Source organism: Acerihabitans sp. TG2, from assembly GCF_035013185.1.
Taxonomy (GTDB): Bacteria; Pseudomonadota; Gammaproteobacteria; order Enterobacterales; family Enterobacteriaceae; genus Acerihabitans.
In genome coordinates this window covers 158,180-174,737 of record NZ_JAYGJO010000001.1, presented here as the reverse complement: position 1 = coordinate 174,737, position 16,558 = coordinate 158,180, and the positions used below count along the sequence as shown (strand labels likewise).

Annotated in this window: 15 protein-coding genes, 1 tRNA gene and 1 pseudogene; 1 reads left to right on the top strand and 16 read right to left on the bottom strand. The window is 46.9% G+C overall.

What is annotated here, in order from left to right; genetic code table 11:
* The 7 genes and pseudogenes from SJI19_RS00820 to ccmA form a co-directional block, all read right to left on the bottom strand.
* Positions 1–552 carry a DsbE family thiol:disulfide interchange protein gene (locus SJI19_RS00820; protein ID WP_323476353.1) on the bottom strand — a complete coding sequence of 184 codons (552 nt, stop codon included), beginning with the start codon at positions 550–552 and terminating at the stop codon, positions 1–3.
* The gene (locus SJI19_RS00815) at positions 549–2,516 is read right to left on the bottom strand and encodes a heme lyase CcmF/NrfE family subunit (protein ID WP_323476352.1); all 1,968 of its coding nucleotides are present in this window, start codon (positions 2,514–2,516) and stop codon (positions 549–551) included. Before SJI19_RS00815 ends, SJI19_RS00820 begins: the two co-directional genes overlap by 4 nt.
* On the bottom strand, positions 2,513–2,998 hold the full coding sequence (gene ccmE, locus SJI19_RS00810; RefSeq protein ID WP_323476351.1) for a cytochrome c maturation protein CcmE: 486 nt from the start codon (positions 2,996–2,998) through the stop codon (positions 2,513–2,515). Before ccmE ends, SJI19_RS00815 begins: the two co-directional genes overlap by 4 nt.
* Positions 2,995–3,306, bottom strand: a complete 312-nt coding sequence (gene ccmD, locus SJI19_RS00805; RefSeq protein WP_323476350.1) for a heme exporter protein CcmD — start codon at positions 3,304–3,306, stop codon at positions 2,995–2,997. Before ccmD ends, ccmE begins: the two co-directional genes overlap by 4 nt.
* Positions 3,303–4,052, bottom strand: a complete 750-nt coding sequence (locus tag SJI19_RS00800) for a heme ABC transporter permease (RefSeq protein ID WP_323476349.1) — start codon at positions 4,050–4,052, stop codon at positions 3,303–3,305. The genes ccmD and SJI19_RS00800 overlap by 4 nt, the downstream gene beginning before the upstream one ends.
* Positions 4,053–4,099: 47 nt before the next feature.
* A complete protein-coding gene (gene ccmB, locus SJI19_RS00795) occupies positions 4,100–4,759 on the bottom strand; it encodes a heme exporter protein CcmB (protein ID WP_323476348.1) in 660 nt (219 codons plus the stop codon).
* Between the two features lie 143 nt (positions 4,760–4,902).
* Positions 4,903–5,514: pseudogene (ccmA, locus tag SJI19_RS00790) on the bottom strand (cytochrome c biogenesis heme-transporting ATPase CcmA); the annotation flags it as partial.
* Positions 5,515–5,677: 163 nt separating this feature from the next.
* Between ccmA and SJI19_RS00785 the strand changes: the two are divergent.
* Positions 5,678–5,752 (top strand) — tRNA-Arg (locus SJI19_RS00785).
* A 393-nt stretch (positions 5,753–6,145) separates the two neighbouring features.
* Here SJI19_RS00785 and SJI19_RS00780 read toward each other — a convergent pair.
* From SJI19_RS00780 to alaC, 9 genes are all read right to left on the bottom strand, one after another.
* On the bottom strand, positions 6,146–6,898 hold the full coding sequence (locus tag SJI19_RS00780) for a PAS domain-containing protein (RefSeq protein ID WP_323476347.1): 753 nt from the start codon (positions 6,896–6,898) through the stop codon (positions 6,146–6,148).
* A 148-nt stretch (positions 6,899–7,046) separates the two neighbouring features.
* Positions 7,047–7,763, bottom strand: a complete 717-nt coding sequence (locus SJI19_RS00775; RefSeq protein WP_323476346.1) for a PAS domain-containing protein — start codon at positions 7,761–7,763, stop codon at positions 7,047–7,049.
* Between the two features lie 366 nt (positions 7,764–8,129).
* The gene (locus tag SJI19_RS00770; RefSeq protein WP_323476345.1) at positions 8,130–10,028 is read right to left on the bottom strand and encodes a methyl-accepting chemotaxis protein; all 1,899 of its coding nucleotides are present in this window, start codon (positions 10,026–10,028) and stop codon (positions 8,130–8,132) included.
* A gap of 385 nt (positions 10,029–10,413) precedes the next feature.
* Positions 10,414–11,121: a LuxR C-terminal-related transcriptional regulator gene (locus SJI19_RS00765; RefSeq protein WP_323476344.1), complete on the bottom strand. Its 708-nt coding sequence runs from the start codon at positions 11,119–11,121 to the stop codon at positions 10,414–10,416.
* Between the two features lie 225 nt (positions 11,122–11,346).
* Positions 11,347–12,051, bottom strand: coding sequence for a PAS domain-containing protein (locus SJI19_RS00760; RefSeq protein ID WP_323476343.1), 705 nt, complete (start codon positions 12,049–12,051; stop codon positions 11,347–11,349).
* Positions 12,052–12,224: 173 nt separating this feature from the next.
* A complete protein-coding gene (locus SJI19_RS00755) occupies positions 12,225–12,932 on the bottom strand; it encodes a LuxR C-terminal-related transcriptional regulator (protein WP_323476342.1) in 708 nt (235 codons plus the stop codon).
* Between the two features lie 264 nt (positions 12,933–13,196).
* A complete protein-coding gene (locus SJI19_RS00750; RefSeq protein WP_323476341.1) occupies positions 13,197–13,904 on the bottom strand; it encodes a LuxR C-terminal-related transcriptional regulator in 708 nt (235 codons plus the stop codon).
* A 700-nt stretch (positions 13,905–14,604) separates the two neighbouring features.
* Entirely contained in the window at positions 14,605–14,889 is a 285-nt protein-coding gene (iraP, locus tag SJI19_RS00745; protein WP_323476340.1) for an anti-adapter protein IraP, read from the bottom strand.
* 213 nt (positions 14,890–15,102) lie between these two features.
* Positions 15,103–16,335, bottom strand: coding sequence for an alanine transaminase (gene alaC, locus SJI19_RS00740; protein WP_323476339.1), 1,233 nt, complete (start codon positions 16,333–16,335; stop codon positions 15,103–15,105).
* Positions 16,336–16,558: the final 223 nt, after the last annotated feature.

The following is a 16,558-nucleotide window of genomic DNA, read 5'->3' as shown; positions in this document are numbered from 1 at the left end:
TCAGCCTCCCCGGGAATATTTCAGATACAACGGCTGCACTTCCCGTTGCCAAACGTCGGCGTTCAGGTCGCCGGCGTGGCGATAGCGAATAATGCCGCGACCGTCGATCAAAAAGGTTTCCGGCGCGCCATAGACCCCCAAATCCAAGCCAAACATGCCGTCGCCATCATACAGGCTCAAGGCGTAGGGATCACCCAGCGTATTGAGCCAGTTAATCGCTTTCAGACGGTCGTCTTTATAATTGATCCCCACCACCCGGATACCTCCGCGTGCGAGCGTATTGAGAAATTGATGTTCAGCCCGACAGGTGGGGCACCAGGTAGCCCAGACGTTTAATAACTGCGGGTGACCATCACGTAACACCGCGCGATCAAACGTTTTGCCAGGTTGGTCTAAAGATGTCAGCGTAAATGCTGGCACCGGTTTGCCGATCAGCGCCGACTCAAGACGCATGGGATCGTCGCCCTGCGCATTGCGTACCAGTTGGACAACCAACACTGCGGCCAATAACAGGAACAGCACCAGCGGAATAAACAGCAGCTTATGTTTCATGTGTCCTCCCGCACAGCGGCCTGTCGAGTGCGTTTATTAGCCCGGTAGCGCGGATCGGCCAGGCAACACAGTCCACCAGCCGCCATAAATAACCCGCCCAGCCAAATCCACCGCACAAAGGGTTTATCATAGAGCCGAACAGCCCAAGAGCCGTCATCCATCTCCTCACCCAACGCCGCATAAAGATCCCGGGTCAGTCCACCACTGATGGCCGCCTTGGTCATCACGGTGCGACTGACGCGGTAAAAGCGCTTTTCCGTGCGTAACGTCGCTTCCGGCTTGCCTTTATGGCGAACTAAAAAGGTTGCCACCGCACCGACGTAGTTAGGACCTTGCAAATCCTGTATCTCGCGAAAGGTAAAGTGATAACCGTTAACCTCAACGTTATCCCCTACTTTCATGCGCACATCCCGCTCCTGGCTGTAATTTTGACTAAAGGTGATACCAATAACCGTCACCGCCACACCCAAATGGCCAAGCACCATGCCCCACTGGCTACAACTGAGCTGCGCCAGACCACGCCAGAATCGGTGATGGTGGGTGGCGCGCTCATGCAACGCCATCAGCGTGAGAATAATCACCCATAACGACATCATCAGTCCCACCACCGTCATGGCCTGGATCTCCGAGGCCATCAGCATGGGCAGCACCAGAGATAATACCAGGGAAATCACCAGCGCCAACACGAGCCGTTTGACCCATTTTGACGCGTCGTCCCGCCGCCAGCGGATGAGCGGCGCGATCCCCATCAGCAGGGCAAATGGCACCATCAGCCAGGTAAACATGCTATTGAAGAAGGGAGCACCAATGGAAATACTGCCCATGCCCAACTGCCTATAAACTAATGGCAACAGCGTCCCCAAAAGCACCACCAGCATGGCGGCCATCAGCAACAGGTTATTACCCAGCAAAAACGTTTCCCGGGAAAATACCTCGTGTTGCGCACGACTACGCACCTGACCACCACGAAGGGCATACAACAACAGCGAGCCACCGATGATCAGCACGAGAAACGCCAAAATAAACATACCGCGCGCCGGATCCGAGGCAAAGGCGTGTACCGAAACCAGTACCCCTGAACGGACCAGGAAGGTGCCCAACAAGCATAATGAAAACGTGGCGATAGCCAGCAATACTGTCCACGACCTAAAAGTACCGCGCTTTTCTGTGACCGCCAGGGAGTGCAGCAGCGCGGTGCCAGCCAGCCAGGGCATCAAGGACGCATTTTCCACCGGATCCCAAAACCACCAGCCTCCCCAACCCAATTCGTAGTAAGCCCAACTCGATCCCAACACGATGCCCAACGTTAAAAAGATCCAGGCTGCGGTGGTCCAGGGCCGGGACCACCGCGCCCAGGCGGTATCCAGGCGGCCGGCAATCAGCGAAGCAATGGCAAAAGAAAACGCGACCGAAAAACCCACATACCCCATATAAAGCAGTGGCGGATGAAAAATCAGCCCAATATCCTGCAACACCGGATTCAAATCATGCCCATCAATGGGAACATCCGGCAATGTCCGGCTAAACGGATTGGACGTGAGCAAAATAAACACCAGGAAACCGAGGGTGATCATCCCCATCACCGACAGTACCCTGGCGATGGCTTCATCGGGCATCCGACGACTGAACAACGCTACTGCCAGCGTCCAGCCGCTGAGTATTAACACCCATAGCAGCAGCGATCCTTCGTGGGCCCCCCAGGTGGCGGCAATGCGATAATAAACCGGCAAGGTGGTATTGGAATTATTAACCACATAAGCAACGGAAAAATCGTTAACCACAAAGGCATAAACCAAGCACACAAACGCGCCGGCAATCGCCAGAAACACCCCATAGGATAAGGGACGCGCCACCGCCATCAGTCGGGCATCACCCCGTGCCGCGCCCCATAGGGGATAAACCCCCAATAACAACGTCAAACCGACGGCCAGACATAACAAGAAATTACCCAGTTCCGGGATCATAATGGGTCCTTGCGCTGCATGCTGGGTTTCGCGACGGTATTTTGCGTGGTTTTCATCGACTCAGCCACTTCGGGAGGGATATAGTTTTCATCATGCTTAGCCAGCACTTCGCGGGCTTGCACGACCTGATCGGCCCCCAACACCCCTTGGGCCACGACCCCCTGCCCTTCGCGGAACAGATCCGGCAAAATGCCCTCGTAACTCACCAAAATGGAACCTACTGCATCATAAATTCTGAATGTGACCTGTAATGTATGTGGGTCGCGCTTAACGGAACCCGGCATCACCAGACCACCAATGCGCAGCCGCTGGCCGATATGCGGTTTTTCATGTTGCGCCCCTTTCCCCTCAATGATCTCCCTGGGGGTATAAAACAGATCAATATTGGCCCGGAGGGCATACAGTACCAGCGTCACGATAAGCGTAGCGCCCAACAACATCACCAGGGCCAAATACAGCCGGTTTTTGCGACGTGGCGTCACAGAACATCCTCCCCGGCGATTTTTCCAGGCGTATTCAGTGCTGATCCTTTCTCATCCGGCGCATTGCCATCGGCAGTATGGGCAACCGGCGGGTTTGCATCAACCGTGGTATTCAGCCTGCCTCGACGCATGCGCAGCGTCCGCGTCTGTTGGCGGCGAATAGCCTCCAGCAATTGACGCCGGTGCCAATGGGTATGAATCACCAACCCTAACAGCGACAACAGGCTAACAGACACCGTAAGCCAGACATAAAACGCATAGCCGCCCATGGCGAAAAACGCGGACCACGAGTTAAATGCCGGCGTCATCGCAAGGTCTCCTTCGTGACCAACTTAGTGACCAACGCCACCACCCACGGGCGGTGGCGCTCCGACAACAGGATCATATTTCGCAAACGCATCAATGTCAGCGTAATAAAAAACAGCAGATATCCAAGCATCGACCAACGCAGCGGGGTGCGCATGCTCGGATCAATACTTTGTTGCATATCGGTCGAACCTTGATGCAGGGTGTTCCACCACTGCACTGAATAGTGAATAATCGGAATATTCACTATACCTACCAGAATCAGGATACCGGCAGCACGCCCGGCCAAACGACGATCTTCAAACGCGTTATACAGCGCCATGATCCCCAGATACAAAAACAACAGTATCAACTCGGACGTCAGCCTGGCATCCCATACCCACCAGGCACCCCACATCGGTTTGCCCCAGGCGGCACCGCTAACCAGGGCGATAAAAGTCAACACCGCGCCCACTGGCGCCATCGCTGCGGCCGCTAAATCGGCCATTTTCATTTGCCATACCAGGCCAATAAATGCGGCAACGGCCATTGCCGCGTAAATCCCCATCGACCCCATGGCCGCGGGCACATGGATGTACATGATGCGATAACTTTCACCCTGCTGATAATCCGCCGGCGCAAAACCAAAACCCCAGACCCCGCCTAGCGATAACGCCAATACGGTAGCCGTCGCTATCCAGGGAATAAGGCGACCGCAGAGCTGATACACCCGCTCCGGTTTCGCCCATTGATGCAGCCATTTCCACATAATTATATTCTGCTCATCAAAAAATCGACACCCGATCGCCGCCCGCGCTATTGTGCACTGACCCGCAGCGCAGCGGCAGTGGCAAACGGCGCCAACATGACACTTCCCACCAATAGCGCGGCAAGAATGGCCAGATAGCCGCTTATTGGCATCCCCTGAGCCGCATTGTTGATAGCAGCGGTGGCAAAAATCAATACGGGGATAAACAGGGGTAACAGGAGTAGGCTTAACAGTACCCCCCCTTTGCGTAACCCCACCGTTAGGCCCACACCAATGGCGCCGATCAAACTTAAGCTCGGCGTACCGAGCAATAACGTCAGGGCTATCGCCCGCCAGGTCATGACATCCAAAGAAAAAAACAGCGCCACTAGCGGCGAAAGCAACAACAGCGGCAACCCGGTTAACAACCAATGCGCACACACTTTACCCAACACCATGACCGGCACCGGCATCGGCAATAACAACAGTTGGTCCAGCGAACCATCGACATAATCGTCCCGAAACAAACGTTCCAAAGACAGCAGACTGGCCAGCAGTGCCGCCACCCAGATCATGCCTGGGGCAATGCGCTGCAGCAGTTGCGGCTCCGGGCCGATGGCCAGCGGGAATAGCGTAATAACGATCAGGAAGAAGCACAACGGATTAATAATCTCCGCGCGGTTACACAACGCCAGCCGCAGCTCGCGGCGCATAATCAGCCAAAACATGGATGATCCGCAACCGTTGTAGCCCAGGGGTTGCCACCGACTCTCTTCTGGTTCTTGCTCACAGTAATCCCGCCAGCATTGGCGCGGACCTGGTTATGGACAAGGTGTTCAGTGAAGCCATTGGCCAGCGTTGGAACCTCGGGTGATAATAAAATTTTACCTATCCTAGTGTGGGTTGCGGGCAGCGGTTGATGCGTGGTGAGCAAGGCCATGCCGCCCGCAGCACAATGGTCGGTAATGACCCCCATGACATCGTCAACTCCCGCGTGATCAATCGCAGTCAGCGGTTCGTCAAGGATCCATAATACGGCGGTGGAAAGCCATAAACGCGCCAGGGCGACACGCCGTTGTTGACCTGCCGACAGCCCAGCCGCCGGCAGCTCTTCATATCCCAGCAGCCCGACCCGCTCCAACGCTTGCCAAATTGCGTTTTCATCACGACCCACGCCGGCGGCGGCCTGAAAAAAAGCCAGATGTTCAAACGGTGTTAACGTCGTTTTTACCCCCGCCTGATGACCAAGATATAACAGGTCGCGGTGATATAACCCACGTTCACGGTTGATCGGTGTTTTTTTCCAACACACTACCCCGCTATCAGGCTGAGACAACCCGGCCAGAATACGCAATAGCGAGGTCTTGCCCGCGCCGTTGGCCCCTTCCACCTGCAGCAATTCTCCCGCTGAAACACACAGGTTCAAGCCGGTAAACAATGCACGGTTATCACGAACACAGCATAGGTCATGCGCTTCCAGCATCGACAACTCAGCTCTTGGTTAACATGTTAGCAATCATAACATAGAGCACTTCCACGATGACGTCAGCCCTGTTTTTTACTCACCATTGCGCAGCGAATGAGCGATTGAACGCTTAAGTACTTATTTTTGGAGATGAATCGGGTATAATCACCCGCGCTATCGGGTCCTCGTAGTTAAACGGATATAACAAGCCCCTCCTAAGGGCTAGTTACAGGTTCGATTCCTGTCGGGGACACCAAAAGCCATAATCAGACGTTAACCCACATCAACCCATCCTCACTAATCCCTTGTAAAAAAGCATCTGATGTAAATTCACCTACACTGAAATAACGTCCAATCTTCAACAAAGCGGGAGGAGTATTCGGGGGTGTTCCGTTGCATAGAATTTGATCGCCGGGCAAGTGGCCACAAATTCCGGCATCATTTATTGTGTAAGCACCTGGGGATTGATGAACCTCCGCCCGGTGGTTCACCTTGGCACCAGCCCAAGTGCTGTTCGACTCTGTTCCAGATTTATTGGCCTGTGTATTGCCAACGTTGGGCGACTCGAATCATTCAGGGTGTAACGTTTGTATCAAGTCCCGATAGTGCCTATGCGCTGAAGGCTGACTCAACGATCGCCTGGCGTTCATTATATTATCGAACTACCAAAGGTGATGGCCTCACTGGTCAAAAACCGCTTAGGCAGATACCGGTGATAGTTGCGCTGCTCGCAAAACGCCTTGAAATCGTCAAGATTACGCGATTCCGTCATATCGTATAGAGTCTGCATATAATTATTGATGGTGTTAACTGTGAGATTCAACCTGATTGCGACCTCCTTTACCTTAAGTCCTTGCAGCCGATAAAAAAAGATTTCACATTGGCGTTCCGTAAAAAAATCATCGGGTTTATTCAGCAGTAATGAACCTGGCATTTGACCTTTGACATAATCATTTAAAGTATATAGTTCCAAAACCTTATTATACCCACACATACCTACGCACTCGTGGTTTTCATTATAAAATGGTGTTTTTTTGAATATATAGGGATGATCGTGAGAGTGGGGATGAATTTCCAATGTGGAGAAGATGATTTCCTCTTCCCATGTACGTTTATATTGTTTGTTAAATTCAGCTACCACATTTTCTGCATTGAAGAGTTTACAATCCACTTCGCTATCAAGTTTTCCCAACAGAAGATTTACCGACTTGACGCCCAAACTCTCCGCACTTGCCTGATTGGCGTAGATCATCCTACCCTCCTTGTTTCTTATCACAAAGGGATAGTTAACCTGATCAAATACTTTAGTAAATGAACTGGGTAAATTAATTTCAGGTACTACTTCAGGTACTACTTCAGGTACTACTTCAGGTACTACGGAATCCGAACACACATGAGACATATTTTTCTCCTAACAGAGTAGGCTTTCTTTTACAAAAAAACCATGGCCGAAATATCTATCCACTGCCAATGAATCAGATGAATATATCCAAATAATTAATATCGGCTTACAATAACTAGATGGTGATCCGACGATTCACAGTAGTTCATTACATTATCAAACGACCAAAGATGATCGCTTCGCTCTCCAAAAACCGCTTAGGCAGATACCGATGATAGTTACGCTGCTCGCAAAACGCCTTGAAATCGTCAAGATTACGCGATCCGGTCATATCGTATAAAGTCTGCATATAATTATTAACGGTATTAACCGAGAGATTCAACCTGATGGCAACCTCCTTTACCTTGAGTCCTTGCAGCAGATAAAAGAAGATTTCACATTGGCGTTCCGTAAAAAAATCATCGGGCTTATTGAGCAGAAGTGATCCTGACATATTACCTTTAACATAATCATTTAATGAATTAGTTTTCAATATATCATTATTCCCAATTATGCCAATGCACTTACCCTCTTTATTTTTGTAAGGTGTTTTTTTGAATATATAAGGATACCCCATGACTTGAGGGTGTAATTCAAGTGTTGCGAAGGTTTTTTCTCCCTGACAAACGCGACGATATTGTTTGGCAAACTCTTCGGTAACCTCATTTGATTCAAACAATTGTGCTTTAACGTCCTTATCAAACTTACCCACAATTTCATTTTTAGACTTCAAACATAAAAACTCAAGATATGCCGGATTACCATAGATTAACCGCCCCTCAAGATTTCGTATGGCAAAAGCATAATGCATCTGATCAAACAGTTTTGTTACCGACAGCGGCAACTCTATTTCTGGTATTATTTCACTTGAGTTGATTGCTGACATAAGTCGCTTCCATCACATTACAATATGTTTTAGCATGTTATCAGCAACCAGAGTGTTCATCTACTAGACTATAGTTCAGATGAATATATCCAAACAATTATTCATATGTCAAATTTACAAATTATATATATTAACAATACTACCCGGAACTTAATAATACGATATGGGAATATTAAAATACAACAATGTTCTGGTAACCAAACCAAATCCGTAAGGCGCTTATTTTTATCTTAGTGGGGCCACGATGGCCCGTTTTTATTCAGTCATTGGATAAGGGATGTGTAAGAACGCGATTACCACACAGGCATCACTACCCACAACTGATTATGATAAATGGGGGTTATTCCATTATCCCCCTCGCGTTATTTACAGTTTAAAACCTGAGACCACCGTCTCCAACTGCAAGGTTTGTTCTTGCATCGATTGCGCCGCGGCGGACACCTGTTCAACCAGGGCGGCATTTTGCTGTGTGGTACTGTCCAGTTGGTTAATAGCAATATTGACTTGCTCGATACCCAGACTCTGTTCCTGGCTGGATGACATGATCTCGCCCATTAGCGTGGCAACATTGTTCACACCTTTCATCAGTTCGTCCATGGTGCTACCTGCCGTCGTCACCAGATCGCTACCGACGGAAATATCCGCCACCGAGTCTTCTATCAGTTTCTTGATTTCCCTGGCAGAAGTAGCAGAACGTTGCGCTAGGTTACGTACCTCGGAGGCCACCACGGCAAAACCCCGGCCCTGTTCGCCGGCGCGGGCTGCTTCAACCGCCGCATTCAATGCCAGGATATTGGTTTGAAAGGCAATGCTGTCAATAACGCTAATAATATCGACAATTTTCTTGGATGAGTTGTTAATGGATCCCATGGTATCAACGATCTGGTGTACCACATGGGTCCCTTTGCCTGCGACTCCCGACGCGTCGCGCGCCAGTTGATTGGCGTCTTGGGCATTGCCGGCGTTCAGCTTCACGGTGCTGGTCAACTGCGCCATGGACGCGGCGGTCTGTTCAATAGAGCTGGCCTGTGCTTCGGTGCGCGCGGACAGATCCAGGTTGCCGCTGGCGATTTCACGCGACGCGCTGGCAATGGCTAAACTGCTATCACCGACCTGCTTAAGGAGGTTTTGCAGAAAATCCAGAAAGTGATTAACACTCTGGTTAACGCGATTAAATTCCGGGCTTTTACCCAGCGGTAACCGACGCGTCAGATCCGCACCGCCTTCGGACAGTCGGCTGATATTATGATGCAGTACCGCCAACTGGCGCATAACGATCTTGATGGCAAAAATCATGACACACAACAGCAGCAATGCCATGGGTATCTGAACCCAGCCCAAACTGGCAAGGATGGCGTGGGTCCTGGCCAGCAGCATGCTGGTGGGCATGTCCGTCGCAATAAACCATGGACTGCCTTTAATCGCCCGCAAAATCATGGTATGCGAGGTGCCGTCATTATCGTAGTCCGCAAGCAAATCACCGCTGTTACCTACCTGTCCCAGCATGATTTGCATTTGCCGGGCCTGGGGATTGGACTCACCGAGCGCACTCAGCTTGGGTAGTTTTTCATTTGCCGGGGTACTGGCTCCCACGATAGTGCCATCGCGCTCCAGGATAAAAATACTGGCATTGACCTTCTGCTCCATATTTTTAACCAGGTTATTAAAAAAACCCAAGGTGACATCAATGGTTGCCACGCCCCACGGCTTATCATCTTTATAAATTGCCATGGCGCAATTGGTACGGGCTTCACTGCTGGCGCTATCAACATAAGCAGGAGCCCATACACATTGTCCTTTTGGCGATTTTAATCCGGCCTGGTACCAGGATTGTTCAAAATAGTTAGGCGACTCTGCACTGTTCCAGAACGTATTCACCGTAAGCTGGTTTTGCTCGTTTCGCGCAAAGAAGGTACTGAATTTTGCCCGTGTGGCATCACGCTGGTTCGGCAGCGGCCAGATGCCACCACCAAATACATTACTATCGCCATATTGATCCACTAACGCAGGTAACAGACGATCGATGGAATTACTGTCCATCTGCGCCACCACTTGGGTAATTGAGCGAATTTGCGACTGAACCGTATTAAGGCGGTTGGTAATATTTACGGCAATCCCGTCAACCTGATTGGCTACTAATTGGCTTTCAGCCCGTTTTAATTGTGGTGAAACAAAAATTTGAATAACGATTACTGTAATGATAATCATTACTATAAAAAATAGACTGAGTGATGTGATGAACCTGGATTGCGTAGTTTTAAGCATTTTTAGAAGTCCACTGGCAACGCAGCGACGTCACTGCCTAAGTATTAACGGCATACTTAATGGCACCTTTACCTATGCTGAATGATTCTTTCCAGCTTTGTGATCAAGTTACCATTTTATACTCTTTATCCCTGTTGGAAGGTAAATCCGGTTCCAAAGCCAGCCACCGGATTTACCCACGCCTACCGCCAACCAAAACCACAACGCGCCGCATCATAAGATAACATCACAGCATTCACCTTAATGAGTGTATTATATGTACATTACAATACTACAGCCTATTTCACTGCCTATATCATAATAGGAAAATAAACCTGTTTAACAACCTAAGTAATAAAAGACCCTGGATCTATATGTCAACATCTTACAATATAAGCTTTATAACTTAGGTGATTAGATTACTATAGCCATTAACATGATGACTTAAAAAACGTTTAGGCAAGTAACGATGGTAATTACGTCCTTTACAAAACAGTTTAAAACCTTCAAGTTGCCTGGCACCAGTTTTATAATATAATGATTGCATATAATTACAGATAGTATTCTCCGATAGACCCAATTTTTGCGCAACGTCTTTTGATTTCATACCTTGGATCCGATAAAACATGATCTCGCACTCTTTTTCGGTAAAAAAATCATCCGGTTTGGTTAATAACATCGAACTAGGCAAATCACCGGTAATAAAATCGTCTAAACAATAGGTGGTTAATACATTAATGATGGCAACAGTACCCGAGCATAGCCCCTCATCATTATAGTAGGGTAGTTTTGTGATAATGTAGGGATAATCCTGGCTACGCGGGTGAACTTCCAAAAAACTCATGCTCTCCTTAGTGTTGATAACATACCGGTCTTGCATTGCCCATTCATCCGGAACGTTATCATAAGCCATTAAAGATGACTGCACGTCTTTATCCAGTTTCCCCACGACGTCATCTTTACGACAGACCTTATAAATTCGCAGCATCGGCTCATTAGCGTAGACAGTACGTGAATACCTATCCCTTATGGCATAGGGTTCAGTAAACTGATCAAGCAGCGATGTTAGCGTAGGGGAAATCATCATATTAGGGATGATATGCTCATCAATCATAGCGTGGTTCCTATTGCAACTTTATGTTTTTGATAGAGTAAATTATACCTCCTTAAAATAACGTCAAATTTTGGTGACAACAACGTTACTTTCTAGTTTTTTAGTCACATTTAACTAAATAATTCACGTTGCCGCAAGGCGAAAACACGGAAAATGCCGAGGGGCTAACTCAGGTAAAAAACGATTGTAGGCGAAAATATTGGTCATCTTGTTATGCCCACTTTTTTATTTCACCACGGAGAGATTAATCTTATTATTGGTCCTTAATTTAGCCGGTAGATAACGATGATAAAAACGACTTACGCAAAATGCTTGAAAATCATCAAAATTTGCTGTCCCTGCCTTAAGGTATAACCCTTGCATACAGTGGCTAAACCGTGTTTCGGATAACCCCAGTCGCAATGCAACGGCCGCCGGCGCCATGCCCTGCAACCGATAAAACATCACTTCACACTCCCGCTCGGTAAAAAAATCATCTGGTTTATTAAGTAATAACGATCCTGTCATATTACCTTTAACATAATTGTTGGTGGAATACACGTCGAGTCTTTTCACATAGGCTAAGATCCCAATGCATTTGTTGTTGATATCTCTGAAGGGTACTTTATTTACGAGATAAGGGTAATCTACTGCAAGCGGGTGGATCTCGAGTGAATTAAGTGGCTGATCTAAATTAAATACTACCCTGTCCTGTCGAATAAACTCTAAAGCAGTATTTTCAGGCTCAACCAGTTTCGATTTTATTTCCTTCTCAGTGTTACCCACAAGATCGGACACTTTATTAACACCATAAACTTTGAGTAATGCATGATTTGCATAGACGTAACGTGACTCAAAATTTTTAATGCCATAAGGCTCTTTCATCTGATCAAATAGCGTCACCACAGACTTGGGTAACGTTATTTCTTGTATCAGGCTTTTACCATCCATAATAATTCCCACTTTAATTATAAGTTTTTTACCCAATGACTGCCAATGCTTAGTTTTGTTATCTGTAATTTTTACAATGCCGAGAGTTCGGTGATGCTCGGCCACCCATATTTTTTATAACAATAGCATCAGAATGGATGTATGTCCGTTCATCCTCTCCCTCCCGGATCCGGCTAAATGATAGAACTGCCAAAATCAATGTGCTGATTGCTTAAGAACCGTTTGGGTAAATAACGATGATATTCCCGTATTTCACAAAACTCCTTAAATTCGGTGAGATTGTTAACATTTGCCATGTCGTACAAAGTCTGCATATAATTATTGATGGTGTTTTCGGTTAAATTTAACCGTTTGGCCACCTCTTTTACTTTTAACCCCTGCAAACGGTAAAACATGATTTCACACTGGCGTTCGGTGAAAAAATCGTCAGGTTTATTTAATAACAATGAGCCTGGCACATTTCCTTTAACATAATCATTGAGGGAATACACTTCTAGTTTTTTCACGTAAACTAATACCCCAATGCATTCATTATTGATATCCCTAAAAGGTATTTTATTTGTTATAAATGGGTAATCGACCGCATGCGGATGGATATCAAGTAAGTTAAGTGATTGTTCTGAACTCACCACCAGACTATCCTGTCGAACAAATTCCCCGGCAACTTCCTCATCTTCTACTAATTTTGATTTTATTTCCTTATCCGTGTTACCTATGAGGTCAGAAATGTTATCTACTCTAAACAAATTAACCATTGCCTGGTTAGCATATACAAAACGCGATTCTACATTTTTAATGCAATACGGCTCTTTCATCTGATCAAATAAAGTCACCATCGACTTGGGTAACGTTATTTCTGGTATCAGGTCTTTTTTATCCATAATAATTCTCCCTTTGATAATAAGTTGGTTTTTTATTCCAAGACTGTTTATACTTAACACTTAACACTTAACACTTAACACTTAACACTTAACACTTAACACTTAACACTTAACACTTAACACTTAACACTTAACACTTAACACTTGATTTTTTATATTTAATTTTACAATACCGAGAGTTCGGTGATACACACGACCTCTTGCATTTTTTATAACAATAGCATCAGGGTGCATGTCATTTCATCCTATCCTTCCTGGATCCGGTTAAATGATAGAACTGCCAAAATCAATGTGCTGATTGCTTAAGAACCGTTTGGGCAAATAACGATGATATTCCCGCATTTCACAAAACTCCTTAAATTCGCTGAGATTGTTAACATTTGCCATATCATACAATGTTTGCATATAATTATTGATGGTGTTTTCGGTTAAATTTAACCGTTTGGCCACCTCTTTTACTTTTAACCCCTGCAAACGGTAAAACATGATTTCGCACTGGCGTTCGGTGAAAAAATCGTCGGGTTTATTTAATAACAAAGAACCTGGCATATTGCCTTTAACATAGTCATTAAGGGAATACACTTCTAGTTTTTTCGCATAGGCTAATACACCTATACATTTATTGTTGATATCTCTAAAAGGTACTTTATTCGCTATATACGGGTAATCCACAGCCTCTGGATGGATTTCCAAAGAATTTAACGATTGATCGGTACTAAAGACTATTTTATCCTGGCGAGTAAATTCTTTTCCTGCATCATTGTATTCAACCAATTTTGAGTTAATTTCCATCTCCGTTTTTCCAACTATTTCTGACATTTTTTTTACGCCATAAAGTGCTAATACTGCCTTATTAGCATACACATAACGTGATTCAAAATCCTTGATGCCATAAGGCTCTTTCATCTGATCAAATAAAGTCAACATCGACTTGGGTAGCGTTATTTCTGGTACCAGGTCGTTTCCATTCATACTATTTCTCCTATGATAATAAGTTGGTTGTTTATCCAACGATTGCCTATACTTAAACTAGATTTTGTTATCTTTAACATATACGCTACCGAGCGTTCGGTGACACTCAATAACTCGCAACCTTTACTCAAATAGAAATAAGAATGCACTCGCTGTTATCTAGCGATCATACAAAACTTATTAAGTAAAAATGATATTAAATATTTTAGTTTATTAGCTTTTTATATCATTCTTCATTAACTAGCCTTTATCATTTTTAAATATAAACATCCATTCTTTACTCAAACATAACAATAAAATTACCTTAACTCAACACTAACTTTTGTTATTTATCCGCTTGAAAATATGCATTAAGGCATTAATAATTAGTGCTTAATTAGCTCAACATGGTTGCTTATAAAGTGGGGTGATCTTTGACATCGTTATTCACTGTATAAACTGCCATTTTTTGATTGGGAACAAGAACACCTACGCCATGGTTATCTTAATATCTGGATGAAATATCATTGAGGATAAAGGCGTAACTTATGGTATTTGGCTATATTCCCGCGCGCACAACGGTTGGCGACGCTCAGGTATCTAAAACCTTTGGCTGGGTGCCAAATTCCCTGGGTAGCTACCCAGCCCTGATCTTGCGGCCATGCCGCCGCCGCCAATCTGGGTTAACGGCCTGCTTGGGCATTCATCGTCCGCCGATGTTTTAATCGTCGCCGTTAACTTCCACAAATTGCGAAATGGATATCAACCTGACAAAGTGGGCCAACAGCAGGTCAACGTCGGATTGTAAAAACGCCTCGCTGGCACTGGAGGCGGATAAGATGGCTTTTTCAATATTGGTGGACATGACTGATGAGCTGCCTTTGCCAACGGTCAAGACCAAGGCAGCAATAATAAGTGACTGTGCTTCCACCTGGGCGGTCAGCTCTTTGGCTGCAGATTCAGTTTTAGCCAATTTTCTTAAAATATCAATGACAAGATTTTTCATAGGAATCCTACTGTAGAATGAGCAACTGCCCACATTTCATGCGATTAATAACGGCACAAAGGGTATTACCCTTATTGTAGCAAAGTTAATATATTATGAACGGTAAGTATTATCTACTATATAGATAAGCTGTAGACATAAAGAGAGGGTAATAGGCTAGATAGATAGGTGAACAACAACATCGGCACCGAACTACGATGCCGATTGGCGGGATTATTCAGTTACCGCCTTGCTAGCAGAGGGTATTACGATGCCGTCAGCGCGAAACATCGCTTTGATTCCCCTCACCGCTTGCCGGATACGGTCCTGGTTTTCGATTAAGGCAAAACGCACGTGGGTATCACCATAATCACCGAAGCCGATGCCGGGCGAAACACAAACTTTCGCCTCCGCGAGCATTTTTTTGGCGAATTCCAGGGATCCCATGTTGGCATAATGTTCAGGTATCTTGGCCCAAACGTACATTGATGCCTTCGGGGTATCGACCATCCAGCCGGCCTCGTGCAGGCCACGCACCAGCACATTGCGTCGTTGGTGATACTGTTCAACGATATCCAACACGCACTGCTGGTCGCCTTCCAGCGCGGCGATGGCGGCCACCTGCAACGGGGTGAAGGTGCCATAATCATGGTAGCTTTTAATCCGCGCCAACGCATTGACCAGCTCCGGATTTCCCACCATAAAACCGATGCGCCAGCCCGCCATATTGTAGCTTTTGGACAGGGTAAAAAACTCAACCGCGATGTCTTTGGCCCCCGGGACCTGCATAATTGAGGGTGCTTTCCAGCCGTCGTAGACGATATCAGCATAAGCCAGGTCATGTACCACCAGCACACCATATTGCTGCGCCAGCGCCACGACCCGTTCAAAAAAATCGAGTTCGACGCATTGGGCGGTAGGATTGGATGGGAAACCGAGAATCATCATTTTGGGGGTGGGGATACTCTCACGGATCGCCCGTTCCAGTTCGCAGAAGAAGTCCACCCCTTCCACCAGCGGTACCGAGCGCACCTGGGCACCGGCAATCACCGCGCCGTAGATATGGATCGGGTAGCTGGGATTAGGCACCAGCACCGTATCACCGTGATCGAGGGTAGCCAGCATTAAGTGAGCCAGCCCTTCTTTGGAACCGATGGTGACGATTGCTTCGCTGTCAGAATCGATTTGCACTGAGTAGCGGTCGGCATACCACTGGGCAATCGCACGCCGCAGACGCGGGATCCCGCGAGAGGTAGAGTAGCCGTGGGTGTCCTCGCGCCGGGCGACGGTGCAGAGTTTCTCCACAATATGGGGCGGCGTCGGTCCGTCGGGGTTGCCCATGCTGAAATCGATAATGTCCTCGCCACGCCGGCGCGCAGCCATTTTAAGTTCAGCAGTAATATTAAACACATAGGGGGGAAGGCGATCGATGCGAGTAAAACGCCGTGGCGAACCGGAAGTAGCCATAATATCCTCATGGTACGTTAGCGCCCGGACCATCCGAGCGACGTTAGCCCAGTGGGCCTGATAAATAACCTACCTGGTTAGACGGTGGTTTTCAATATGTTGAGAGAATTTTAAATAAAGATGTCTGAAACACCCATAAAGCAGGTCATTGCACCGGCGACAGCGCAGCTTGATTGGCACATTAGCGGGCTATTGCTTATAGTAGGGGCCGTTGCTTTATCTG

What these genes read in the sequence shown, in the direction of transcription:
- SJI19_RS00760 (WP_323476343.1), bottom strand. Translation starts at nt 12,051, where the DNA reads ATGGATGGTAAAAGCCTGATACAAGAAATAACGTTACCCAAGTCTGTG.
- iraP (WP_323476340.1), bottom strand. Translation starts at nt 14,889, where the DNA reads ATGAAAAATCTTGTCATTGATATTTTAAGAAAATTGGCTAAAACTGAA.
- SJI19_RS00820 (WP_323476353.1), bottom strand. Translation starts at nt 552, where the DNA reads ATGAAACATAAGCTGCTGTTTATTCCGCTGGTGCTGTTCCTGTTATTG.
- SJI19_RS00780 (WP_323476347.1), bottom strand. Translation starts at nt 6,898, where the DNA reads ATGTCTCATGTGTGTTCGGATTCCGTAGTACCTGAAGTAGTACCTGAA.
- SJI19_RS00770 (WP_323476345.1), bottom strand. Translation starts at nt 10,028, where the DNA reads ATGCTTAAAACTACGCAATCCAGGTTCATCACATCACTCAGTCTATTT.
- ccmB (WP_323476348.1), bottom strand. Translation starts at nt 4,759, where the DNA reads ATGTTTTGGCTGATTATGCGCCGCGAGCTGCGGCTGGCGTTGTGTAAC.
- SJI19_RS00800 (WP_323476349.1), bottom strand. Translation starts at nt 4,052, where the DNA reads ATGTGGAAATGGCTGCATCAATGGGCGAAACCGGAGCGGGTGTATCAG.
- SJI19_RS00815 (WP_323476352.1), bottom strand. Translation starts at nt 2,516, where the DNA reads ATGATCCCGGAACTGGGTAATTTCTTGTTATGTCTGGCCGTCGGTTTG.
- ccmD (WP_323476350.1), bottom strand. Translation starts at nt 3,306, where the DNA reads ATGACGCCGGCATTTAACTCGTGGTCCGCGTTTTTCGCCATGGGCGGC.
- SJI19_RS00775 (WP_323476346.1), bottom strand. Translation starts at nt 7,763, where the DNA reads ATGTCAGCAATCAACTCAAGTGAAATAATACCAGAAATAGAGTTGCCG.
- SJI19_RS00750 (WP_323476341.1), bottom strand. Translation starts at nt 13,904, where the DNA reads ATGAATGGAAACGACCTGGTACCAGAAATAACGCTACCCAAGTCGATG.
- alaC (WP_323476339.1), bottom strand. Translation starts at nt 16,335, where the DNA reads ATGGCTACTTCCGGTTCGCCACGGCGTTTTACTCGCATCGATCGCCTT.
- SJI19_RS00755 (WP_323476342.1), bottom strand. Translation starts at nt 12,932, where the DNA reads ATGGATAAAAAAGACCTGATACCAGAAATAACGTTACCCAAGTCGATG.
- SJI19_RS00765 (WP_323476344.1), bottom strand. Translation starts at nt 11,121, where the DNA reads ATGATTGATGAGCATATCATCCCTAATATGATGATTTCCCCTACGCTA.